Genomic DNA, 25,361 nt, shown 5'->3' with positions numbered 1-25,361 from the left:
AAAGTGGTACGCGAGCTGGGTTTAGAACGTCGTGAGACAGTTCGGTCCCTATCTGCCGTGGGCGTTGGAGAATTGAAAGGGGCTGCTCCTAGTACGAGAGGACCGGAGTGGACGAACCTCTGGTGTTCGGGTTGTGATGCCAATCGCATTGCCCGGTAGCTAAGTTCGGAATCGATAACCGCTGAAAGCATCTAAGCGGGAAGCGAGCCTTGAGATGAGTTCTCCCTGGCGCTTGAAGCGTCCTGAAGGGTTGTTCGAGACTAGAACGTTGATAGGCAGGGTGTGTAAGCGCTGTGAGGCGTTGAGCTAACCTGTACTAATTGCCCGTGAGACTTAACCATACAACACCGAAGGGGTTTTGTGGCTCATTAAGAACAATTTGATTGTGTAGAGAACAAAGAAAACAGCTTTCCGAATTAAAGAATTTGCTTGGCGACCATAGCGTTTTGGACCCACCTGACTCCATGCCGAACTCAGTCGTGAAACGAAACAGCGCCGATGGTAGTGTGGGGTCTCCTCATGTGAGAGTAGGACATCGCCAGGCTTTAATTTACAGTTTGTCTACTGAAGCTTGATGCTTTTGATAGCTGCGATGCTCATGTGCGTTTGCACACTGCGCTTCTCGCTTCAAAGTCCTCATCGCACAGCGACAAACTTCTAAATAAAGCAGTTATTGGTAAGACTTTATTTAGAGCGCTATACCAGTGGAGCGGTAGTTCAGTTGGTTAGAATACCGGCCTGTCACGCCGGGGGTCGCGGGTTCGAGTCCCGTCCGCTCCGCCACTGATTTGAAGACCTCAGCAGCAATGCTGGGGTTTTTTCGTATCTGACGGTGAGATAAATGCCTGTCAGTTTCACCGGCAGCTGAAAGTGGTGCGGTCGGTTCAGTCGGTTCGCCTTTCTTTTTTAAACCCCGCGGCCTGTCACGCTGCCGTGAGGTAATCGCGGGCTCGACTCCCGTCCGCTTATCCGTATAAAGAATGGCCACTGATTTGAAGATCTCAGCAGTAATGCTGGGTTTTTTCGTATCTGGCGGAGAGATTCATTCCTGTCATTTTAGCGGTTGGCGAAAGTGGCGCGGTCGTTCAGTGGGTTAGCCTTTCTTTTTTAAACCAAAACCCGCGGATTGTTATGCAGATGTTTCTTCAGCTTTTGAAAACGCATTGAGATTGGCGGTATTGTTTTATTGTTAAATAATGTTAGTTTATTTGTTGATTTGGCTGGAGAGATAATAATTTATGACAAGAATGTATGGGTATTTTAAATATTTATTTCTGATGTCTTTAGGGCTTGGTGGTTATTGTCACGCCCTTCAAGCTGCGGAAGAGCAAGATAATGTGAGTGATGAGTCTTTAATCGAGCAAAGGGTAGCTGAAGAAAAATCCGTAGAGAATAAAGAGTTTGTCATTATTCCACATAAAGAGAATTACATACTCCCTATCACATATAACCCACATCCGAATAGTGCCCCTTTTTCAGATGTCGATACCTTTAATCATCAGCCTCTGGATAAATATGAGGCTAAATTTCAGATTAGTTTTAAGATGCCTATATCCAGTCACTTGATCGGTGATACGGGAGACCTTTATTTTGCCTATACCAATCAATCTTGGTGGCAAGTCTACAATCGAGGCAGTTCATCACCATTTCGTGAGATTGTTCATGAGCCTGAACTATTTATGCAGTTTGATAATGACTGGAAGATTGGTGATTTGACTAACTCTTTATGGCTATTCGGGATTAACCATCAATCGAATGGGCAATCAGGATCATTATCCAGAAGTTGGAATCGGGTTTATGGCCAGATGGTGTTTGATAATGGCGGCCCTCTAGCTTTGAGCTTGAAAGCGTGGTGGCGAATTCCTGAGCGAGATAAAACATCTCCAATGGACACATCAGGCGACGATAACCCTGATATCCGACATTATATGGGGAACTTTGAGTTTGTTTCTCTGTATGGTGTTGGTCAGCATCGGTTTACCTTACTCCTACGAGATAACTTGGAGAAAAATAACCGCGGGGCATTACGTTTGAGCTGGAGCTATCCAATATTAAAAGAAGCGAATAATTTAAGATTTTATATGCAATATTTTAATGGTTATGGTGAAAGTTTAGTCGATTATAATGTCCATACTCAGAGAATCGGGATTGGTATTGCACTTAATGATTTGTTGTGATGAATCGTACTTATCAATATCTACTTTATGTTTAGATGGTTCACGAGAGTGAACCATCTTTTTATATCGATTAAGCCTGATTCTCTTTGGCTTGAGCGGCTTCTTCTATTTCTTTATCGAGTTCTGCCTTTTTGGCTTTCTCAACCATTGGGGTGATGGTAGAGCCTTGGACTAAAATTGAGAATACAACGACTGCATAGGTCATTACCAGAATGATCTCTTTCACATCAATCAGCTTTTCTGGAATGATAAGTACGCCGGATGGAATGGATAGTGCCATAGCCAGCGCTAATCCACCGCGGAGTCCGCCCCAAGTTAATATTCTGATCGACCATTGATTGTATTGGCGATAGCGTTTGAATCCGATATAGGACACATAAACACTCAAATAGCGTGCTAGCAGTACCAATGGGACGGCAATCGCCATCATGATCCAATCTTCCTCGTGGAATTCGAACAGTAGCATCGACATCCCGATTAAAAGGAAAAGCACACCATTGAGGAATTCGTCGACGAGTTCCCAGAAATGATCCAAATGCTCTTCACTTTCTTTGGAAAAGCCGATGAACCGTGTCCAGTTACCAATCATAATTCCGGAAACAACCATTGCCAGAGGGCCGGAAACATGAATAATTTCAGCAAATGCGTAGCCGGCCGTTGGAATACCTATCGTGAGTAATAACTCCATCGAATGGTCATCCGTTGCGCTAATAAGATAGTGAAATATCATCCCCAAAACGAAACCATAGGCAATCCCGCCAATTGCTTCTTGGATAAACAGTTGAGAAACACTGATGACAGTTGGTGGTTCTGAACCGAAAGCAATTGTAAATATGGTGACGAAAATTACTAAGCCAAAGCCATCATTGAAGAGAGATTCCCCCTCGATTTGAGTCGATATTCTTTTGGGAGCATTCAGTTTTTTCACAATTGCGAGAACAGCGATTGGGTCAGTCGGAGAAATCAGTGCCCCGAATAATAAGCAGTACACGAGATCAAATTGAATCCCGATTAGTTGACAGATGCCATATAGAGAAAAACCGATAAAGAAAGTCGAGAAAAGCGTAGCACCAAGAGCAAGTACCGTGATCTCCCACTTTTGATCTCTTAAGTTAGGTAATTTGATCCCAAGGCCACCGGCAAAAAGAAGAAAGCCTAAAATTCCTTTGAGGAGAAAATTTTCAAAGTTGATACTACTCATGGTTGTGGCTGCAATTTGTGTCAAATGAAACCAATTATTCTGACCGGCAATTAAGATCAGTAAAGAAAGCATCATTGAACCAGCGGTAATTGCTATAGTGGTTTGCATCTTGCTTATTTTACTGTTTAAAAAAGCAATGAGCATTGCAGCAGCAGCAAGAAAGCATAGTGTGTGGTAGACCGACATTTTTTTTATCTTCACATCTTGAAAACGGAGGTTGAAATTTTCCTTTGATGTCGGATAAATAGCAATCACTTTTTCTGGTGGTGAGAGGATCTCCTTTCGTGTTAAATTGATCTATTATATAACCGTATAGACGTCTAGATTTCTAGTGTTTGTGTGGTAGGATGGACAAAAAGCAATGGATAGGGCGATAAAGTGAGTCGTGTAAAGCATCAGATAGCAGAGCAGCTTCAAAAACGTATTTTATTGATTGATGGTGGCATGGGCACCATGATTCAGGGATACAACTTACAAGAAGATGATTATCGCGGAGAACGTTTTGCTGACTGGCACTGCGATGTAAAGGGTAATAATGATCTGCTTGTGTTGACTCAACCCGATTTAATCAAAGAAATTCATTCGAGTTATCTTGAAGCGGGTGCTGATATTCTTGAGACCAATACATTCAATGCAACTGCTATTGCCATGGCTGACTATGATATGCAGTCATACAGCGAAGAGATAAACTTTGCTGCTGCTCAGTTGGCCCGGGAAGTGGCGGATCAGTGGACTGCTAAAACACCGGATCGACCTCGCTATGTTGCCGGTGTACTGGGGCCGACCAATCGAACATGTTCTATTTCTCCCGATGTGAATGATCCGGGCTTTCGTAACGTGACCTTTGATGGCTTGGTTAAAGCTTATTCTGAATCAACACGCGCATTGATTAAAGGCGGTGTTGATCTGATTATGCTAGAGACGATCTTTGATACCTTAAATGCTAAAGCTTGTGCTTTTGCTGTTGATAGCGTGTTTGAAGAATTAAATGTGACATTGCCTGTCATGATTTCAGGAACTATCACCGATGCGTCCGGACGAACCTTATCCGGCCAGACAACGGAGGCATTTTATAACTCACTACGCCATGTTCAGCCCATATCGTTTGGATTAAATTGTGCACTAGGCCCTGATGAATTGCGTCCTTACGTTGAAGAACTATCCCGAATTTCTGAATCTTTTGTCTCTGCTCACCCCAACGCCGGATTACCGAATGCTTTCGGTGAATATGACTTGTCTCCTGAAGAAATGGCGGAGCATATTGGTGAGTGGGCCAGAGCCGGTTTTCTCAATTTAGTCGGTGGATGTTGTGGAACGACGCCTGAGCATATCCGTCAAATCGCTTTAGCCGTTGAAGGTGTGCAGCCCCGTTCCTTACCGAAGATTCCCGTGGCATGTCGGTTATCCGGACTAGAGCCCCTCCTGATTGAGAAAGAAACGCTGTTTGTCAACGTGGGGGAGCGAACCAACGTTACGGGGTCTGCCCGGTTTAAACGTCTCATCAAAGAAGAGTTGTACGATGAAGCTTTAGATGTTGCCAGACAACAAGTCGAGAATGGTGCTCAGATTATCGATATCAACATGGATGAAGGGATGCTCGATGCAGAAGCCTGCATGGTTCGTTTCTTAAATTTGTGTGCATCTGAGCCAGAAATTTCCAAAGTTCCGGTAATGGTGGACTCCTCTAAATGGGAAGTTATCGAAGCCGGATTAAAATGTATTCAGGGCAAAGGAATTGTCAATTCAATCTCTTTGAAAGAAGGCAAAGAGAAATTTGTTCATCAGGCTAAATTGATCCGTCGTTATGGCGCTGCCGTTGTGGTCATGGCATTTGATGAAGTCGGACAAGCCGATACCCGTGAACGGAAAATAGAAATTTGTACCCAAGCTTATCGCATACTGGTCGATGAAGTTGGTTTCCCTCCGGAAGATATTATTTTCGATCCCAATATTTTTGCTGTCGCCACGGGGATAGATGAGCATAACAATTATGCCCTCGATTTTATTAATGCTGTCGGTGATATTAAAAGAGATTTGCCTTATGCGATGGTCTCGGGGGGCGTGTCGAATGTCTCTTTCTCATTCCGCGGTAACAACTATGTGCGGGAAGCGATTCATGCTGTATTCCTTTACCACTGTTTTAAGAATGGGATGGATATGGGGATCGTTAATGCCGGGCAGCTTGAGATCTATGATAATGTTCCTGAAAAGCTGAGGAATGCCGTTGAAGATGTCATTCTCAACCGTCGCGATGATGGCACCGAGCGTTTGCTGGAAATTGCAGATGAGTATCGTGAAAATGCGGTGGGCAAAGCGGATGATACAGCGGCATTGGAATGGCGGACATGGCCGGTGTCTAAGCGTCTTGAACATGCATTAGTCAAAGGAATTACCGAATTCATTACTGAAGATACTGAAGAAGCGAGACAGCAGGCAGCGAAACCATTAGAAGTGATCGAAGGCCCGCTCATGGATGGGATGAATGTGGTCGGTGATTTATTTGGTGAGGGCAAAATGTTTCTTCCCCAGGTGGTTAAATCGGCTCGGGTGATGAAACAGGCGGTTGCCTATCTTGAACCGTACATTAATGCAGAAAAACAGGGTGGAAGGACCAACGGCAAAATTTTACTGGCGACAGTGAAGGGTGACGTACACGATATCGGCAAGAATATTGTCGGGGTTGTGCTGCAATGTAATAACTACGAGATCATTGATCTTGGGGTGATGGTTCCTTGTGAACAGATACTTAAAGTTGCCAAAGAAAAACAGGTCGATATTATCGGTTTATCGGGATTAATTACCCCGTCTTTAGATGAAATGGTTCATGTCGCCAAAGAGATGGAACGTCAGGGATTTGAACTGCCGTTGCTGATTGGCGGTGCAACGACATCGAAGGCGCATACTGCGGTGAAGATTGAGCAAAACTACCATCAGCCGGTGGTTTATGTAAACAATGCATCCCGGGCGGTTGGTGTTTGTTCCTCTCTGCTTTCAGATGACTTGCGGCCGGCATTTGTTGACAAGCTGAATATTGATTATGAACGGACCCGGGAACAACATGCACGGAAAACGCCCCGGACTCGACCAATTACATTAGAAGAAGCGCAAGCAAACCGTGTTGCGATTGATTGGGATAATTACACCCCGCCTGTTCCCCTGCAAAGTGGGGTTCATGTCTTTGATGATTTTGATATTTCTACATTGCGTCGATATATCGACTGGACACCATTTTTTATGACTTGGTCACTGATGGGGAAATACCCAGCGATTTTGGATCATGAAGAGGTAGGTGAAGAAGCGCGTCGTCTGTTTAAAGATGCCAATGAATTTTTAGACCGTGTTGAGAGTGAAGGTCTGATGAAAGCACGAGGGATTTGTGCGTTGTTTCCTGCGGCAAGTGTCGGTGATGATATTGAAGTTTATCGGGATGAATCTCGTCAGGAAGTTATCCATCGATTACACCACTTACGACAGCAAACACAGAAGCCGAAAGGATATAACTATTGTCTGTCTGACTACATTGCCCCAAAAAGTAGTGGTAAAAAAGATTGGATCGGTGCTTTTGCTGTCACTGGTGGTATTGGTGAACGAGAACTTGCCGATGCGTATAAAGCGCAAGGGGATGATTACAATGCCATTATGGTTCAGGCTGTTGCCGACCGACTGGCTGAAGCCTTTGCTGAATATTTGCATGAACGGGTTCGTAAAGAGATCTGGGGATATGCAGCCGATGAGTGTTTAACGAATGATGAACTTATTCGGGAAAAATATCAGGGAATCAGACCGGCACCCGGTTATCCGGCTTGTCCGGAGCATACGGAAAAAGCCACCATCTGGGAAATGCTTCAGGTTGAAGAGAAGATCGGGATGTCTTTGACAACCAGCTATGCCATGTGGCCCGGTGCATCTGTGTCCGGCTGGTATTTCTCTCATCCGGATTCCCGTTATTTTGCTGTCGCGGGTATTCAGGAAGATCAATTGCTGAGCTATGCTGAACGAAAAGGCTGGGGGCGGGAAGAAGCCGAAAAATGGCTGGCTCCGAATATGGATTAATCCGTTTATTGTTTCATCGAGTTGTAATTTTTTGTCTTACTGAGTTGCAATAAAGCCCCGTTTTACGGGGCTTTATTGCAATATAACGTACCCGATGAATCAGGTATCAACAGTAGCCTAGAACGGAATGTCGTCGTCAAAATCCATTGGTGGCTCATTGTATTGTGGTTGCGGTGCAGATTGTTGCTGTGGTTGCTGATGAGCCGCTTGGGACTGAGGCTGTTGCGGTTGTCCCCAACCACTATTTTGTTGTTGAGACTGCATCCCGGACTGAGCTTGGCCACCAGACCCTGCTCCCTGACGTCCACCCAGCATTTGCATCACACCGTTAAACCCTTGAACAACCACTTCAGTTGTATAACGCTCCTGACCGCTTTGATCTTGCCATTTCCGTGTTTGCAGTTGCCCTTCAATATATACCTGAGAACCTTTACGCAGATATTCTCCGGCGACTTCTGCCAATTTTCCGAACAGGGCAACACGATGCCATTCGGTTTTTTCTCTTTGCTCACCCGTCGTTTTATCGCGCCATGTTTCTGATGTCGCAATCGTGATGTTCGCAACTGCACCGCCACTTGGCATGTAACGGACTTCAGGATCACTTCCCAGGTTCCCAACTAATATAACTTTGTTTACTCCACGGCTTGCCATGCTTTGCTCCGTCATCTCATGATGTATCTATTCAGCGCATAGGATACCACGCTTGATAAAGGTCTCAACTACCTTACTTAATTCTGATCGCAATTCATTTAAAAGTCTTGGAAATCACATCACTTTTTTAATGCCACTCGATTTTTTTAAAACTGATAGACTTCATATTTTCAATGGTATAAGACGCTGCACGATAAACAATTGATTGAATTAGAAGAGTTTTTTCTGTTCTGGCATGTTGAATGATATTCCATCAGCACACCGACAAGGCCATGAAAAGATCAAATTACAGCAGAATGCTTTATATCCTTTATCCCGATAATCAAGAACCTCCAACGCTCTATCGTCAAATCGAGGTGGCGCTGGGACAGATACTCCCGAAAATTCAACCTCGGCAATTTATGCTGTCTCATCAAACCGATCGGCACAAAATACTCCTGTTTGATTATCAACATAAGGAGGTATTGCTATCCCGTTTGAACATGTATAACGCACTGGATTTATGCCTCGAAACGGTTGTCATCAATGTTGATAAACGCCCGAGAACAGAAGAACTTCTCCAGTTAGGCAACCTGAAAGGACTCTTCTATCGTAGTGATCCGATTGAACTGATTATTGCTGCACTCCATGAGATCCGAGAGGGGCGTATTTATTTACCACGACATATTTGTGGGCAGCTCCTTCATTACTATCGCCATTTATTTAACAATAAACATATCAGTGCAGCGATATCTCTGACTTCCAGAGAGTTGGAAATTCTGCGTTGTCTGAAAACAGGGGCAACAAATACACAAATCGCAGATAACCTGTTCATCAGTGAGTTCACGGTTAAATCACATCTGTATCAAATTTTTAAGAAAATATCGGTAAAAAACCGAACTCAAGCGACAACATGGGCAAAACAAAATCTAGTCTCATAAATGAGTCAGTAGTATGATTTGACCGGATCTTTTCAATCCCCAATCACCTTGCAGTATAAGTCGTGGTAGAGTGAATAAAGTTGATGGAAACCTGAATACAACAAGGTAAGGATAATATGATTAAAAAATGTCTCTTCCCAGCAGCTGGCTATGGAACTCGTTTTTTACCTGCAACCAAATCAATGCCGAAAGAAATGATGCCGGTCGTCAACAAGCCTTTGATCGAATACGGTGTTGATGAGGCGATTCAGGCAGGTATGAATGGGATGTGTATTGTAACTGGGCGAGGAAAGCACTCGATCATGGATCATTTTGATATGAACTATGAGCTGGAGCACCAGATCAAAGGAACCAACAAAGAAAAATTGCTTGTCGATATTCGTAAAATTATTGAAACCACAAATTTTACTTATATTCGTCAGCGTGAAATGAAAGGGTTGGGTCATGCGATCCTTACCGGCCGTGAACTTGTCGGGGATGAACCGTTCGCCGTTGTCCTTGCTGATGACTTGTGTGTCAGTGACGGGGATGGTGTTCTTGCCCAGATGGTGGCGCTATTTAAACAATTCCGTTGTTCAATCGTCGCGGTACAGGAAGTACCAGAAGATGAGACGCACAAATACGGTGTGATTGCCGGTGAAATGATCAAAGATGATCTGTTCCGGGTGGATGATATGGTCGAAAAACCAGAGGCTGGTACAGCCCCAAGTAATTTGGCTATTATTGGTCGCTATATTCTGACGCCTGACATTTTTGATTTAATTGAACAGACTGAGCCGGGGAAAGGCGGGGAAATTCAAATTACCGATGCCCTGTTAAAACAGGCAAAAGCCGGATGTGTTCTGGCGTATAAATTTAAAGGTCACCGTTTCGATTGCGGTAGTGTTGAGGGCTATATTGAAGCTACGAATTACTGCTTCGAACATCTCTATCAGAAGAACTCTGATAAAGTCGAACTCAATAAACATTCAACGCAAAAAGGTGAACCAGCAGCGCAGAAAGGTGAACAAGCTGTTTCTGCTTGAGTCGATGGTTTGTCGGAATGAGCGGCAGATGTCGCTCATTATTTTATCAGAACACTGTTTTTTTATACAGTAAGACTTTGCTCATATCTGACTCTATGTAATACTAGGTTATTGCCACATGTTACCAGAGCATAGAAGATGGATAGTATTGACGTTCGGGGTGCTCGTACCCACAATTTAAAAAATATCAGTCTGACACTTCCGCGTGACAAACTTATCGTCGTCACAGGGTTATCCGGTTCAGGAAAGTCTTCCCTCGCTTTTGACACGCTGTACGCGGAGGGGCAAAGACGGTATGTTGAGTCTCTGTCGGCTTATGCACGACAGTTTCTGTCTTTGATGGAAAAACCGGATGTTGATCATATTGAAGGTTTGTCTCCAGCCATATCGATTGAACAAAAATCAACCTCACATAACCCGCGTTCGACCGTCGGTACTATCACCGAAATCTACGATTACCTGCGCTTACTTTATGCCCGGGTCGGGGAACCTCGCTGTCCTGAACATCATACTCCGCTGGCTGCACAGACAATTAGTCAGATGGTTGATAAAGTCCTGGAGCTTCCTGAAGGGACAAGAATGATGTTGCTTTCGCCAATTGTTAAAGAGCGGAAGGGTGAACATGTCAAAACGCTGGCAAATCTTGCAGCTCAAGGGTTTATTCGTGCCCGGATTGATGGGGAAATCAGCGATCTTTCTGATCCACCGACATTAGAGCTACATAAAAAACATACTATAGAAGTGATTGTTGATCGCTTTAAAGTCCGGTCAGATTTGCAGCAGCGTTTGGCTGAGTCTTTTGAAACCGCGTTAGAACTGTCTGGTGGTATTGTGCTTGTCACTTCGATGGATGAAGCGGGAGATGAAATCGTATTCTCATCTAATTTTGCCTGTTCACATTGTGGCTATAGTATGCAGGAACTGGAGCCGCGACTGTTTTCGTTTAATAATCCGGCCGGGGCTTGTCACACTTGTGATGGCTTAGGCGTCCAGCAGTATTTTGACCCGTCCCGGGTTGTTCAGGATAAAAGTCTCAGTTTGGCAAATGGCGCGATTCGTGGCTGGGATAAAAAGAACTTCTATTATTTTCAAATGCTGACATCTCTCGCTGAGCATTATGATTTTGATTTGACGACACCTTTCGAAAAACTACCGAAGAAAATCCAAAATGTCATTCTGCAAGGATCAGGGACCCAGTCGATTGAGTTTAAATACGTCAATGATCGCGGTGATACTCGGATAAAATCTCATCCTTTTGAAGGCATTCTGAGTAATCTGGAAAGACGCTATCGCGAAACTGAATCGAATTCAGTTCGGGATGATCTGATTAAATTTATTTCGACCAAACCTTGTGCCAGTTGTCACGGAACCCGGCTTCGGGAAGAAGCTCGTCACGTGTTTGTCAATGAAACCTCTCTTCCTGAAGTCGTTGAGCTGAGTATTGCTGAGGCACTGACTTTCTTTGAGTCGTTACAGCTTACCGGACAGAAAGCACAAATCGCTGAAAAGGTTATGAAAGAGATCAATGATCGGCTTCAGTTTTTGGTGAATGTCGGTCTGAACTATCTCAACCTTTCACGAAGTGCTGAGACACTATCCGGCGGGGAGGCACAAAGAATCCGCTTGGCGAGTCAAATCGGAGCCGGTTTAGTCGGGGTGATGTACGTGCTTGATGAGCCCTCGATTGGATTGCATCAGCGCGATAATGAAAGATTACTGCAAACGCTGACACATCTGCGTGACTTAGGGAATACCGTGATTGTCGTTGAACATGATGAGGATGCCATTCGGATGGCTGACTACATTGTCGACATTGGTCCGGGAGCGGGGGTACATGGCGGACACATTGTTGCTCAGGGCAATGTTGAAGAAGTGATTGCGACACCAGATTCGTTAACCGGCCAATATTTGAGTGGAGCCAAGTCAATTGCTATTCCGACGCAAAGAACCCCCTTTGATGCGAAGAAGGTGGTCGAACTCTCCGGGGCTTGCGGTAATAATCTCAAAGATGTGGCTCTGACTATTCCGGTTGGACTATTGACCTGTGTCACTGGGGTATCGGGGTCAGGTAAATCGACCTTAATCAATGACACGTTTTATAAAATTGCCCATATCGAGCTGAACGGCGCCAGTGCTGAAGAACCGGCGCCTTATAAAAAGATCAAAGGACTTGAACTACTCGATAAAGTCATTGATATCGACCAAAGTCCGATTGGCCGGACACCGCGTTCTAATCCTGCGACATATACCGGTATTTTTACACCGATTCGTGAGTTATTTGCCGGCACACAAGAGTCTCGCTCCCGGGGGTATAAACCGGGTCGGTTCAGTTTTAATGTTCGTGGTGGGCGTTGTGAAGCGTGTCAGGGCGACGGGGTTATTAAAGTGGAAATGCACTTCTTGCCAGATGTTTATGTGCCATGTGATATCTGTAAGGGGAAACGCTATAACCGAGAGACATTGGAAGTTAAATATAAAGGCAAGACCATTGATGAAGTGCTGGAAATGACGGTGGAAGATGCGAGAACTTTCTTTGACCCTGTCCCTGCGATTGCCAGAAAATTACAGACATTGATGGATGTCGGGTTGTCTTACATTCGTTTAGGTCAGGCAGCGACGACACTTTCCGGCGGTGAAGCTCAGCGAGTTAAACTTTCCAGAGAGCTTTCTAAACGAGATACGGGAAAAACCTTGTATATTCTTGATGAGCCAACAACCGGGTTGCATTTTCACGATATTCAGCAACTGCTGACGGTGCTTCACCGCTTGAGGGATCATGGTAATACGGTCGTGGTGATTGAGCATAATCTGGATGTTATTAAAACGGCTGACTGGATTGTAGATCTGGGACCTGAAGGCGGGCAAGGCGGCGGAGAAATCATTGCACAGGGGACACCGGAGGATGTGTCTAAAGTGGCTGGTTCTCATACCGCACGTTTTTTGAAACCTATGTTAGAATAACGGTCATAATATTTTCTGCTGGGAGGCGAGAAACATAGCATTACTATGTTTTACATGGCAACGTCGTCTCCCCACAATTATGAATGAGACTATGGCGACACTGATCGTGCGGGGAACGAGGCTCGAGCCATCTCCGGTAAAACTGCCTTTAAATCGACCTTTTTTATTTGTTCTCGGGATGCTGTACCTCATTTTCCTGCATTTTCCGAGTGACCTAGATATAGGCGTAGGGCTGACACTGCTATTTAATCTTGCGACTTGGTTTTGGGTCAGTATTGCGATTGCTGTCGGTTTATTTCAGGTGATCAGAGCCGGGAAAATCAGGTATTCAAAACTGACGATTGGTCTCTTTGTCTGTTGTTTACTGCTGACGTTGCCCCTGTTTTATGATCATGCCTCTGTCTCGCTTGCTGCATATCGTGTTATCGCTTTATGGGGTGGTTTTGCTCTCTTTGTTGTGTTGCAGCAGTTTCGTTTCAGTAACAAGCATAAACACCGACTGATCTGGTTGATCGTATTGTCGACATTGATTGAAAGCGTTCTGGCCTACTATCAACTGATTATCGATCCGGCTCAAGTGCCGTTGGGCGTGTTTCCGACGAGCAACATATTCGCGACGTATATTGCTACGGGGCTTTTGGCATCCGGATATTTACTGTCTCGATATTTGAAGAAATATCAGACACAATTTAGTTTTGCCAGTTTGCTCTATATCACGCCATTACTCTGCATTCCTCTATTGATATTGCTTCGCTCCGTCACGGGGTGGAGTGTGACCTTGATCGGAATCGTGATGATTTTTCCCTATCTGTACCGATTCGCCAGTCGGAAAAGGCTTTGGGGATGGAGTATTTCAATCATGTTGGGCTTGCTGACCGGCTTTATTCTGATTCAGGCGCTTTATACAACACCATTTAATACTCAGTCGTTCAAAGGTTTATCACCGTTATCTGACAGCCTTGCCCAAACCATTGATATGTTTATCGAAAAACCGTTTACAGGGTACGGCTACGGACATTTTGAAGAAGAGTATGTGCTTTACAGCGCCCGGCAACACCAATTGAACCCAAATTATTCATCCCCTTTGGCCGGATTGTCTCACCCACATAATGAAGTGCTTTATTGGGGGATTGAAGGCGGGCTTTTACCCATTGTTGCGATTACACTGGCTGCTGTATTTGTTCTGGGACGTATCTATGGTGCCAAGACCAAAACCCGTCTTGCAACATTGTCGCTACTGTTTCCGATTGCAATGGCGAGTCAGGTAGATGATGTGTTCAGCCAGTCTACGATTCACTGGATCACATTTATCATGCTGTTGTTTTGGGTGGATCAACGGGTCGCAAAATATAGAAGTCTGCCGCTCCATACGTTGACGACCCGTGTTTTAAAAGGGGCGGGAATAATGATACCAGTTGTGGCGCTCATTTATTGTGGTGCATTTCTGCGCGCGAAAAATATATTTATGCAATACCAACAAGGGAAGGTGATTGCACGACAGGCACCAAAATATATGCCGTTAGTATGGCAAGATCAATTGATGCAAGCACAACTCATTGACCAACTGAAGCATCAGGATATACAACATCAACAGCAGTTGAGCACTTATGTCCCTTGGCTGCTTGAGTTGATCCAGCGGCAGCCAAGACCGGCATACTATCAATTGCTCATGGCGTTATATCAGCATATCGGAGATATGAATCGCGCAGAACAATCAAGGATAGAGGCTGAGTTTTTATTTCCTCAATATCCTTTCGTGCTTCCGGACAAAGAGAACATCGTACTGTCTGATCCTAAGTGATTTTATCTCTTACATTGTGTGAGCGCATCTTCCAGAGCTTTCAGGCAGAGCGCGATATTTTCGGTGCGGGCACTATATCCCATCAGCCCGATACGCCACGCATTACCGGCAAATTGACCTAATCCTGCGCCAATTTCCAGATTATACTGACGCAGTAGATAATTTCGTACCCATTCATCGTCAATACCCTCAGGAATACGCACGGTATTCAATTGTGGTAATCGTTCTTCTTCTTTAACCACAAAAGTCAGCCCCAGCTGTTCCAGCCCTTGTTTCAGTTGCTGATGCATCTGCTGGTGGCGTTGCCATGAGGCGGTCAGAGACTCTTCCTGCAGTAGCACCAATGATTCATGCAGTGCGTATAAAGTATTGACGGGAGCGGTATGGTGATAACTGCGCTTTTGTTGCCCGCTCCAGTAGCCCATGACTAAGGTTTGATCGAGAAACCAGCTTTGAACCGGTGTTTTGCGTGCCTTAATCGTCTCAATTGCTGCCGGAGAAAAGGTCAGGGGAGAGAGGCCGGGAACACAGGAAAGGCATTTCTGGCTGCCTGAGTAAACGGCATCCAACTGCCATTCATCCACGGCTAAAGGCACGCCACCTAATGAAGTGACCGTATCGGCGATGGTTAACAAACCGTATTGCTTTGCCAGATGGCCTAATGCTTTGGCGTCACTGAGCGCACCGGTTGAAGTCTCTGCATGGACAAATGCTAACACTTTGGCATCCGGATGCTCTTGGATTGCCTGTTCGACTTTTTCGACCGAGACACTTTCTCCCCACGCATTATCCACTAATATCGGGTGGGCACCGCACCGAACGACATTTTCCCGCATCCGTTCGCCAAAAACACCGTTGCGACAGACGATAACCTTGTCTCCCGGCTCCAGTAAATTGACGAAACAAGCCTCCATTCCGGCACTTCCGGGAGCAGAAATGGCAATCGTAAATTCATTTTCGGTCTGAAATGCATATTGTAACAGAGACTTTAATTCATCCATCATTTGAATAAATAATGGGTCAAGGTGACCGATTGTCGGTCGGCTTAAAGCCTGTAACACCCGGGGATGAATATCAGACGGGCCAGGGCCCATGAGCGTTCTTTGTGGTGGAAAAAAACTTTGTACAGTCACAAGCTGACTCCTTTCATTGACACTGATTGGCAAGTATTCAGGCTAACGCTTATCCGTCAGGAAAGCTATCCGACACAAGTCTAGTCGGGGATTTTTTTGCAACCTGAGTTTTTGCGTAAAATTTAACCATTTTGCTTCAATTTGTCATTGACATTGATAGGACAAAAACGTTCAATACCTAGGCTGTTAAGCAGAAGAGGAGCACTGCCCAGGCAGGTATTTTGTGGAGCCTCAACTCCAAGACAAAATATTCAGGGGGAGTAGTGCCGAGACGATCCATAGTTGTGGATTTGGATTGTCGGGTGAATGGGCTGAATCCCGTCAACTGTCATCAGTGCTAGCTGGTGAAGAGCTTCTGAGGTCTACTTTCAACGAATTACCTCTATTTTTGCTCTAGAAATACGCTCTTCGAACATTGGACGTTGGTTACCCAACACAACATTTTTTATTTTAGGAAGTCGTGGGAGAAATGCCGTGAGTGCATTCAATGTCGCCAAGTTTGGCGGAACAAGCGTGGCAAACTTCGAAGCAATGAGTCGTTGTGCTGCCGTCATCGAAAGTAATCCGGACACCAAGCTTGTTGTCAGCAGTGCCTGCTCTGGCGTGACAAATCTGCTGGTTGAACTGGCCAACGGTGTACAGGATGCCGAAAGACGTACATCGATCTTAGAACAATTGTCTGACATCCATTTTTCAATCATTGAGTCGTTGCAAGAGCAAGACCCAGTCAAAGAGGCGGTTCAGGCCATCCTTGATACGGTAACCAGTCTCGCGGACGCCGCATCTTTTCAGACCAGCAGTAAACTGACAGATCATCTGGTTGCTTGTGGTGAATTAATCTCGACACACATTTTGACTCAGGTTCTCAAAGAACGGGGTATCGATGCGGTCAGATTTGATATTCGCGATGTGTTACGCACGGATGATTACTATGGCCGCGCTGAACCACAGATCGAAGTCACGGCGATGCAAGCGAAAGACAAACTGGCACCGTTGTGTAAAAAACATCTGGTGGTAACGCAAGGATTTATCGGCTCTGACGAGCAAGGTAATACCACCACTCTGGGGCGCGGCGGAAGTGATTATTCAGCAGCACTGATTGCCGAAGCGGTTCAGGCATCAGGTCTGGAAATCTGGACAGATGTTCCCGGGATTTATACTACTGACCCACGTATTGTGCCTAAAGCCGCGCCGATTCCCGAAATTAGCTTCAATGAAGCCTCAGAAATGGCGAATTTTGGTGCAAAAATCCTGCATCCCTCAACATTGCTTCCTGCGCTGCGGCACGGTATTCCTGTCTTTGTCGGTTCATCGAAAGAGCCGGAGAAAGGCGGTACCTGGATTCGTAAACGTGTAGAAAACTCGCCTTATTTCCGGGCGCTGGCATTGCGAGCCAATCAAACGATGGTGACGATTCGCAGTGCTAAAATGTTCCACGCGTATGGCTTTTTGGCTAAGGTGTTTGAAATTCTGGCCAAGCATAAAATCTCTGTTGATTTGATTACCACATCCGAGATTAGTGTTTCGATCACACTTGATAAGACCGATACTTCCGGTGGTGCGCCTGAGCTGCCTGCAGCTGCCCGGGCTGAGTTGGAAGAACTGGCACATATTGAAGTCGAACGAAATCTGAGTCTGGTCGCTTTGATTGGTAACCATATGGAGACCAAAGGCTATGCCAAAGAGGTTTTCAGTACCCTCGGTGATTATAATATGCGCATGATTTGTTATGGTGCCAGTGATCATAATCTATGTTTTCTTGTTGATGCCGACGATGCAAAAGGTGTGATTCAAAAACTGCATCAGGATCTGTTTGAGCCGCAAGACAACGGATAAAACCATCGAGAAATAAGCAAAAACATTCGAAAAGAGGTTGGCATCGCCAACCTCTTTTTTTTATGACTTTTTTTGTAGAATCCTGAACTTACCTTTGTTTCGTCAATAGTGTCGACACCCAGTGTCGAGAGTGATTGATTTTGTGATGCACTACTTGCGAGAATGATGAATTTTAAAGTAAGTAATTTTTTAAGTTATTGATTTTTATAAAATAAAAATAAAGTCATACAAATGGCATGGTTATTGCCCCTGAGTTGATTATTTAGCTGTCAGGGAATGCTATGAAAAAATTTGTAGTTGCCGATCCTAAGAAGTGTATCGGATGTCAGACATGCATGGCTGCCTGTTCTGATGTTCACCAGAAAGTCGGATTGCAAAGTCACCCGCGTTTGACTGTTGTGAAAAATAACGAGACAACGGTTCCGGTCATGTGCCGTCATTGTGAAGATGCGCCGTGTGCAACGGTCTGCCCGGTTCAGGCGATCACCAAAGAAGCTGACCGGATATTTCTCAATGAATCAATTTGTGTCGGATGCACATTGTGTGCTGTAGCTTGTCCGTTTGGTGCGATTGCTCTCGATGGCAGTCGCCCGATTGCTCATGCCAACAGTTATGACACTTATATACCGTCAACACCACGTTCCAGTAACCCATCTACGTCCGTGCCGCGAACGTTTGGTCATGATCTCTTGGCTTGGGAACCGGGGGTGAAAAGTATTGCGGTGAAATGTGACTTGTGTGAGTTCAGAGAGGAAGGCCCTGCCTGTATGGAAGTCTGTCCGACCGGAGCCATCGTGTTGGTGAGTGACGAAGCAACGGAACGTGCCCGCAAGCTCAAGAGAGAAGTGACTGCCAACGGCTCACTGACTGTGGATATGGAGAAATAACATGATGAGTCCTTTATCGCTGTTGGCTTTATCGGTGGGGTGTTATCTCATCGCCTGCGTTGTGGCCTTGTTTGGCAATTCCCGGCAGGAATCTTTGGCTGTGTCTCTTGCGAGTCTGTGTTCTACGATTGGCGGTGTCACCGGTGTGATCAGTGCAGGGTATGCCCTCGTCAGCCATCAAGTGTGGCAAACGCAGCTTTTCAGCCCTTTCCCTTTTGCGCAATTGCTCGTTCGTTTTGACGGATTAGCAGCATTTATGGTGATGGTGATTTCGCTGATTGTCATTGCTGCCTCTATATACGGTTTCCACTATATGAAGGAATATCAAGGCAAAGGGGGATGGGGGATCAGCCTGTTTCTCAACCTTTTTGTTGCTTCGATGGTTGCGTTAGTTGTGGCAGATAATGCATTTTACTTCATCGTGTTCTTTGAAATGATGTCACTGGCATCCTATTTTCTGGTGTTGGTGGAACAGAGTGAAAAAAGTATTCGTGCCGGGCTACAGTATTTTCTGATTGCCCATGCCGGCTCCGTGCTTATCATGATCGCCTTCTTTATGCTGTACCGCGCGGCCGGCACTCTGAATTTCACCGACTTTTCCCATCTGTCTTTGCCCGCATGGGAGTCATCAGTCATCTTCTTACTGGCGTTCTTTGGTTTTGGGGCGAAAGCCGGCATGATTACGCTACATAGCTGGTTACCGCAAGCTCACCCCGCCGCACCTTCTCACGCATCCGCACTGATGTCCGGTGTGATGGTCAAAATTGGGGTATTTGGCATTATTAAAGTCGGGCTCGTTTTTCTCGGTGGTGCCGAAATTTGGTGGGGATATCTGGTGCTTGCCTTTGGCGCTTTCTCCTCGGTACTGGGGGTGATGTACGCACTGGCAGAACACGATATCAAACGCCTACTCGCCTACCACACTGTGGAGAATATCGGCATTATCTTAATGGGTGTCGGTGTGGCGATGATTGGGACGGCATCCGGTCATCCGATTCTTGCTGCTTTAGGTTTGTTGGGCGGGCTTTATCACCTGCTTAACCACGCTGTATTCAAAGGGTTACTCTTCCTTGGTGCCGGTTCAGTGATCTCGCAAGTTCATACCAAGGATATGGAAAGTATGGGTGGATTAGGTAAGCTGATGCCTTATACCGCGCTCGCCTTTTTGATTGGTACGATGGCGATTTCTGCATTGCCGCCACTCAATGGTTTTGTCAGTGAATGGTTCATTTATCAGTCTCTGTTCCAGATGAGCCAGCAAAATCATATCTTCATGGTGACGGCAGGGCTCGGTGCTGTCGTGATGCTGGCGATAACCGGGGCTTTGGCATGTATGTGTTTTGTGAAAGTCTACGGTATCTGTTTTACCGGTGCTCCGCGAACCCAAATCGGCAGTCAGGCCCGTGAAGTCGGGTGGTCGATGCTTGTCGGCACAGGGTTTCTGGCATTGCTATGCCTTATTCTTGGTATCGGTTCGCCTTGGATTGCGCCTTACATCTCTGATGTTGCCACCAATATTCTGGCAATGCCACCGGTCGATGTGCAGCAGGGCATCGCGCTGCATCCGGTCTCAACTACGCAGGCGATTCTTTCGACGCCGGTGATTACCATCAGTTTAATTGTGCTGTTGATTGTTCCGTTGCTGGTTTTGTCGCTGTTTAAAAAACACCGCCTCGAACGGCGTCATCAAGGCGACCCGTGGGCGTGCGGATATGCTTATGAACAACGCATGACGGTCTCAGCGAGCGGGTTTACGCAACCTCTGCGTTATATGTTCTCACCGATCTATCGGATGCGGATCTTGCTCGACCCATCCGGATGGATGAAACGAAGCTATCAGCAAGCCACGATTTCAGCAGCAGCGATTGAGCCTGTATTTGATCGGTTTTTGGTTCGACCTTGTTGTGATGCGGTGCTGAAGCTCGGGGACTGGGGGAGAAAGCTACAGGGCGGGGATTTCCGCATCTACTGTCTCTACATTGTGATAGCACTGATTGTGTTACTTATTCTTCCGTTTGAATCAGGAGTGAAATGATGCCTGAACTACATATGCCAGAGATGAGCTGGATGGTGCTTGCGTTTGGTCAGGCTTTATTCATGCTGCTTTTGACACCGTTAGCCACCGGATTTTCACGGGTACTCAGAGCCAGAATTCATTCCCGGCGTGGGCCGGGATTGCTTCAGGATTATCGGGACATCGCCAAGTTACTGCGTCGTCAGTCAGTTGCACCGGAGAATGCCGGTGGCATTTTCTGGGCAATGCCGTGGATTCTGATTGTCACCATGTTATTGATTGCAATGGCTTTACCGACGTTGACACAGGTGTCGCCGTTTCCGATTTCAGGGGATGTGATCACCGATATTTATCTACTGGCAATTTTTCGATTCTTTTTTGCCCTAGCTGGCATTGATGCGAACAGCATGTTTGGCGGGATCGGCAGTAGTCGTGAGCTGACGTTGGGTGTTTTGGTCGAGCCGGTGTTAATGCTGGCGATTTTTCTGATGGCTTTAATGGTCGGATCGACCGATTTGGGTTACATCAGTCAGGGCATGTTAACCGCCAGTCTCAATCAGCCGATTCCGGTAATTTTGGCCGGTGTTGCTTGTGCGTTTGCTGTGTTTATCGAAATGGGAAAACTGCCGTTTGATGCTGCTGAAGCTGAGCAAGAGCTGCAAGAGGGGCCGGTTACTGAATACTCCGGTTCGGGGCTCGCGATGGTGAAGCTGGGATTGGGGCTGAAGCAACTGGTCGTTGCTCAGTTATTCTTGGCGATTTTCTTCCCGTGGGGAAAAGCGGCTGAGTTGACGGTAACGGCTTTGGGGATTGCGAGCGCGATTCTGTTGCTCAAGCTCATTGTCGTGTTCTTTTTGGCGGCATTGGTTGAAAACAGCATGGCTCGTGTCCGTTTCCTGAATTCTCACCGGCTGACTTGGTCTGCCTTTGCTTGTGCTGTTTTAGCACTCGCATTTTACATCATTCGATTGTGAGGGATTAAACGATGGAAATCATTGGATTACTCACTATTGGGCTTCCTTTTTTAGGGGCAATATTCATCCTGTTGGCCTCTGAGCAGTCTGCAAAGTGGATTTGTCAGTTTTTTGCCGTGTTGGCAACATTAGGGACGTGGGGATTATCTTATCTCTTTTTCTCCGCCGGTGGCGAATCAGCTTCAGTACCCCTGTTGCATGTCGGGCATGTTCTTATTTTTGGTCTGGTTTTCGATAAAGTCAGTACTCTGATCGCTGTGGCGGTTGTCGGATTAGGCCTGATTGTGGCGATTTATTCTCTGGGGTATATGAGTTCAGGGAACAAAGAACACGCGCAGCATGGTGCAAAACGATATTATGCGTTTCTGCTGATCTTTATCGGAGCCATGGCCGGTCTGGTTTTCTCTTCCACTATTTTGGGACAGTTACTGTTTTTTGAAATTACCGGTGCTTGTTCCTGGTCTCTGATCGGTTATTACCAAACCCCACTGGCGTTTCGTTCAGCACTGAAAGCGTTGCTTGTTACTCATATTGCCTCATTGGGCTTATTTATCGCAGCGGCGACCCTGTTTGTCCAAGCCGGGACGTTTGAACTCACTGCCATTGCAGGTTTAGCCCCTACGGCTAAATTGGTGGTGCTGTTCGGTATTATGTTTGCCGCGTGGGGGAAATCGGCGCAACTACCGATGCATATGTGGCTTCCCGATGCGATGAATGCACCGACACCGATTAGTGCTTACTTACATGCTGCTTCGATGGTGAAAGTAGGCGTTTACATTTTTGCCCGTAGTATTCTGTCTGCCGGAGATATTCCTGAAATCGTCGGGATTGTCGGGATTGTCGCGGCGATGATCACCATGATCTACGGGTTCTTAATGTATCTGCCGCAAAAAGATATGAAGCGCTTGCTGGCTTATTCAACCATCACTCAGCTGGCGTATATTTTTCTGGCGCTCTCGATGGCCGCGATGGGGTCATCTCTGGCGCTGGAAAGTGGCGTTGCTTATATCTTCAACCATGCCTTTGCCAAATGTTTATTCTTCTTCGTTGCTGGCTCATTCAGCTATGCCTGCGGCACCCGAATGTTGCCTCAACTGAAGGGGGTCATTCGCAAATCACCGCTTTTGGCTGTCGGGTTCTGTATCGCGGCAATGGCAATCGCCGGTGTTCCGCCATTGAATGGGTTTTTCAGTAAGTTCCCGTTGTTCGAGGCCGGATTCCATCTGTCTGCAACCCATGCTTGGCTGACGCCACTTCTGGTTCTGGCACTGATTGAGTCCGTCGCGACATTCGGTTGGCTGCTGTACTGGTTTGGGCGAACCATTATCGGTGAACCTTCTGAAGCGGTTGAGCGGATGTCCCCTTTACCCGGTTCAATGAAAATAACCTTAGTTGTATTAATCACAATGTCGGTGCTATCGAGTGTGATTGCTGCAACATGGCTTCAATAGGAGATGCATAATGAATGATCTCATGATGAATAATCTTGCCGGATTGTTAGTCATCACGTCTTATTTTGTGGTGATTGCCCGTCAGGCCAGAACTGCATCTTGGCTGTATGCCTGTCAGTCTTTCGTGTTGGTCCTGCTCTTTGTGGTCATCGCCGACCACTACGACGCGAGTGATTTGTACCTTTGGTCGATGACTGCTTTTATTTCGAAAGTGGTTTTGTTACCGACGATTTTATATATCCAACTGGGAAAAATGCGCGATGCAGCAGCGGAAAAGCCTGTTTTTCACCCTGCGTTGATTGCGGTTTTCGTCGCGGTGATCAGTCTGACCTGTCTCTATATTATTCAACCCGTAGCGTTACCGATGGTTGCAACGCTGAAACCTGTCCTCGCGGTATCGCTGGCGCACTTCTTTATCGGGCTGCTGTGTATCATCACTCAAAGAAACATTCTGAAGCAGTTATTCGGCTATTGCCTGATGGAGAATGGTTCATCTCTGATGTTAGCGCTGGTTGCACATCGCGCACCTCATTTGTTGGAAATCGGGATTACGATTGACGCGATCTTTGCGGTGATTGTGATGGTGATTCTGGCCCGGTTAATTTTTCGCAGACTCAATACGCTGGATGTGAAACAACTGACTGTACTGAAAGGGTAATTGTATGATGTCTATGAATAATCTGTTTCCGTACTTGCTTGGCATTCCCTTAACCGCAGCGATGATTGCCTTGATTTGCATTGCGCTGCGTGACCAGTTCCGCCACTTATCCACGGTGATTCACCTCGTCAGTATCGTGACAACTTGGGGCATCAGTTGGGGGATGGCCATTGAAGTGTTCAGGCATGGCACAATCTTTTCTGCCGGTCATTGGTTGATGCTTGATGGACTATCGGCACTGTTCCTTGCGGTACTCGGGCTGGTGGCCTTGTGTACGGGAATTCACTCGATTGGTTATATCGGGCACGAGCATCAGCACGGTGAATTGTCAGGCAAGCAAGTCTCATTGTTTTACGGACTCTTCAATCTGTTTCTGGCGACGATGCTGATTGCCTTAACCGCCAATAATATCCTGATGATGTGGGTGGCGATTGAAGCGACGACCATCAGTTCGGTGTTTTTAGTCGGGCTGTATTATCAGCGTTCATCACTGGAAGCCGCCTGGAAATACATTATGCTGTGCAGCGTCGGGGTCGCATTTGGCCTGTTTGGGACGGTGATGACCTATGCCAATGCCGTCGCAGTATTCGATGCACCGGAGCAGGCATTGCTATGGACAACACTGCGGGATCATGCGCATTTGCTTGATCCGCGGCTGATGCAAATTGCCTTTATCTTTATCGTGATTGGTTTCGGGACCAAAACCGGTTTATTTCCGATGCATACATGGTTACCGGATGCGCACTCAGAAGCTCCCAGCCCGGTTTCCGGATTACTTTCGGCAGGGCTATTAAACTGTGCGCTGCTGATCATTATGCGTCATTTCACGCTTAGTTCGATTGTACTCGGCAGTGACTTTGCCCGCTCTCTGATGCTCGGATTCGGGCTGCTTTCGGTTGGTGTCGCTGCGCTATTTATTCTGATTCAGAAGGATATTAAGCGGTTATTAGCCTATTCCAGTGTTGAAAACATGGGATTAATCGCATTCGCGATTGGTCTTGGTCCGCTGGGCATTTTTGCTGCGCTGCTTCACATGATGAACCACAGTCTTGGTAAAACACTGATGTTTTGCGGAGCCGGTAATATCATGCTCAAGTATGGCACCCGGGACATGAATATTATTAAAGGTGTGGTTCGGATAGCCCCGTGGACCGGTATTCTGTTTGGTGCCGGTGCGCTGGCGCTGGCCGGTGTGCCGCCATTTAATCTGTTTGTCAGTGAGTTTCTGATTATCTGTTCCGGGCTGTATGCGCAACATCCGGTGTTGATCATTGTTTTACTCCTGCTGTTGACACTGGTACTGGCCGGATTCGCCCGGTTAGTTGCAGGTTGTGTGATGGGCGCGGCTCCTGAGCATGTTGAAAAAGGAGAAGTGAATTACCTGACAGTGTGTCCGCTGGTGGCACTGATTGTACTGATGGTCGTGATGGGGACTCATATTCCGAACACGATTCTTCATGGTGTCGAACAAGCGACACAAATTGTCATTAATCAACCCAATGAATCTCTCCTTGAAACATTAAATCTCCCTTGGCAACAAGGTGTTGAACCCATTTCTTCAAGCAGTGACAGTTTATCGGCTGTATCTCTGACTGAATCGATCAACTAGAGGCCTTATG

16 protein-coding genes, 1 tRNA gene, 2 rRNA genes and 1 riboswitch are annotated in these 25,361 nt (G+C 46.3%); of the genes, 16 read left to right on the top strand and 3 right to left on the bottom strand.

All coding sequences use genetic code 11. The features are described 5' to 3' along the window. The 4 genes from VR7878_RS18020 to VR7878_RS18005 form a co-directional block, all read left to right on the top strand. Positions 1 to 341: ribosomal RNA gene (locus tag VR7878_RS18020) — 23S ribosomal RNA — on the top strand; the annotation flags it as partial. A gap of 87 nt (positions 342 to 428) precedes the next feature. Further along, positions 429 to 544, top strand: a 5S ribosomal RNA gene (gene rrf / locus VR7878_RS18015). Between the two features lie 162 nt (positions 545 to 706). Next, positions 707 to 783 (top strand) — tRNA-Asp (locus tag VR7878_RS18010). A gap of 455 nt (positions 784 to 1,238) precedes the next feature. Continuing rightward, positions 1,239 to 2,177 (top strand): phospholipase A, encoded by a 939-nt coding sequence (locus VR7878_RS18005; protein ID WP_205409486.1) that lies wholly within the window; start codon positions 1,239 to 1,241, stop codon positions 2,175 to 2,177. 70 nt (positions 2,178 to 2,247) lie between these two features. Here the strand turns inward: VR7878_RS18005 and VR7878_RS18000 are convergent, their stop codons facing one another. Further along, a complete protein-coding gene (locus tag VR7878_RS18000; RefSeq protein WP_077337409.1) occupies positions 2,248 to 3,564 on the bottom strand; it encodes a cation:proton antiporter in 1,317 nt (438 codons plus the stop codon). A 192-nt stretch (positions 3,565 to 3,756) separates the two neighbouring features. On the opposite strand from VR7878_RS18000, the gene metH reads away from it, so the two are divergent. Further along, a complete protein-coding gene (gene metH, locus VR7878_RS17995; protein ID WP_077337394.1) occupies positions 3,757 to 7,431 on the top strand; it encodes a methionine synthase in 3,675 nt (1,224 codons plus the stop codon). 117 nt (positions 7,432 to 7,548) lie between these two features. On the opposite strand, the gene VR7878_RS17990 is transcribed toward metH, so the two are convergent. Next, positions 7,549 to 8,082, bottom strand: a complete 534-nt coding sequence (locus VR7878_RS17990; RefSeq protein WP_077337393.1) for a single-stranded DNA-binding protein — start codon at positions 8,080 to 8,082, stop codon at positions 7,549 to 7,551. A 272-nt stretch (positions 8,083 to 8,354) separates the two neighbouring features. Here VR7878_RS17990 and VR7878_RS17985 point away from each other — a divergent pair, with 272 nt between their 5' ends. The 4 genes from VR7878_RS17985 (at position 8,355) to VR7878_RS17970 (ending at position 14,789) form a co-directional block, all read left to right on the top strand. Beyond that, positions 8,355 to 9,002, top strand: coding sequence for a response regulator transcription factor (locus tag VR7878_RS17985; RefSeq protein WP_077337392.1), 648 nt, complete (start codon positions 8,355 to 8,357; stop codon positions 9,000 to 9,002). A 116-nt stretch (positions 9,003 to 9,118) separates the two neighbouring features. Continuing rightward, a complete protein-coding gene (galU, locus tag VR7878_RS17980) occupies positions 9,119 to 10,027 on the top strand; it encodes a UTP--glucose-1-phosphate uridylyltransferase GalU (RefSeq protein ID WP_077337391.1) in 909 nt (302 codons plus the stop codon). A 138-nt stretch (positions 10,028 to 10,165) separates the two neighbouring features. Beyond that, positions 10,166 to 12,988, top strand: a complete 2,823-nt coding sequence (gene uvrA, locus VR7878_RS17975) for an excinuclease ABC subunit UvrA (protein ID WP_077337390.1) — start codon at positions 10,166 to 10,168, stop codon at positions 12,986 to 12,988. 91 nt (positions 12,989 to 13,079) lie between these two features. Beyond that, positions 13,080 to 14,789, top strand: a complete 1,710-nt coding sequence (locus VR7878_RS17970; protein ID WP_159440500.1) for a PglL family O-oligosaccharyltransferase — start codon at positions 13,080 to 13,082, stop codon at positions 14,787 to 14,789. Between the two features lie 2 nt (positions 14,790 to 14,791). On the opposite strand, the gene VR7878_RS17965 is transcribed toward VR7878_RS17970, so the two are convergent. Then, on the bottom strand, positions 14,792 to 15,922 hold the full coding sequence (locus tag VR7878_RS17965; protein ID WP_077337388.1) for a pyridoxal-phosphate-dependent aminotransferase family protein: 1,131 nt from the start codon (positions 15,920 to 15,922) through the stop codon (positions 14,792 to 14,794). 186 nt (positions 15,923 to 16,108) lie between these two features. Further along, positions 16,109 to 16,285: riboswitch (Lysine riboswitch) on the top strand. Positions 16,286 to 16,396: 111 nt separating this feature from the next. Here VR7878_RS17965 and lysC point away from each other — a divergent pair. From lysC to VR7878_RS17930, 7 genes are all read left to right on the top strand, one after another. Next, positions 16,397 to 17,758, top strand: a complete 1,362-nt coding sequence (gene lysC / locus VR7878_RS17960) for a lysine-sensitive aspartokinase 3 (RefSeq protein WP_077337387.1) — start codon at positions 16,397 to 16,399, stop codon at positions 17,756 to 17,758. Between the two features lie 281 nt (positions 17,759 to 18,039). Further along, positions 18,040 to 18,645, top strand: a complete 606-nt coding sequence (locus tag VR7878_RS17955; RefSeq protein ID WP_077337386.1) for a 4Fe-4S dicluster domain-containing protein — start codon at positions 18,040 to 18,042, stop codon at positions 18,643 to 18,645. Position 18,646: 1 nt separating this feature from the next. Next, on the top strand, positions 18,647 to 20,680 hold the full coding sequence (hyfB, locus tag VR7878_RS17950) for a hydrogenase 4 subunit B (RefSeq protein ID WP_077337385.1): 2,034 nt from the start codon (positions 18,647 to 18,649) through the stop codon (positions 20,678 to 20,680). After that, entirely contained in the window at positions 20,677 to 21,633 is a 957-nt protein-coding gene (locus tag VR7878_RS17945) for a respiratory chain complex I subunit 1 family protein (RefSeq protein ID WP_370737102.1), read from the top strand. Before hyfB ends, VR7878_RS17945 begins: the two co-directional genes overlap by 4 nt. Before the next feature lie 11 nt (positions 21,634 to 21,644). Next, positions 21,645 to 23,084: a hydrogenase 4 subunit D gene (locus VR7878_RS17940; protein ID WP_077337383.1), complete on the top strand. Its 1,440-nt coding sequence runs from the start codon at positions 21,645 to 21,647 to the stop codon at positions 23,082 to 23,084. Between the two features lie 10 nt (positions 23,085 to 23,094). Then, positions 23,095 to 23,742, top strand: coding sequence for a hydrogenase 4 membrane subunit (gene hyfE, locus VR7878_RS17935; RefSeq protein WP_077337382.1), 648 nt, complete (start codon positions 23,095 to 23,097; stop codon positions 23,740 to 23,742). 4 nt (positions 23,743 to 23,746) lie between these two features. Then, positions 23,747 to 25,351, top strand: a complete 1,605-nt coding sequence (locus tag VR7878_RS17930; protein ID WP_235862909.1) for a hydrogenase 4 subunit F — start codon at positions 23,747 to 23,749, stop codon at positions 25,349 to 25,351. Positions 25,352 to 25,361: the final 10 nt, after the last annotated feature.

The sequence above is a fragment of the Vibrio ruber DSM 16370 genome (assembly GCF_900163965.1).
Lineage (GTDB): Bacteria > Pseudomonadota > Gammaproteobacteria > Enterobacterales > Vibrionaceae > Vibrio > Vibrio ruber.
The sequence above is the reverse complement of the archived record's forward strand: the minus strand, read 5'-3'. Positions and strand labels throughout refer to the sequence as shown.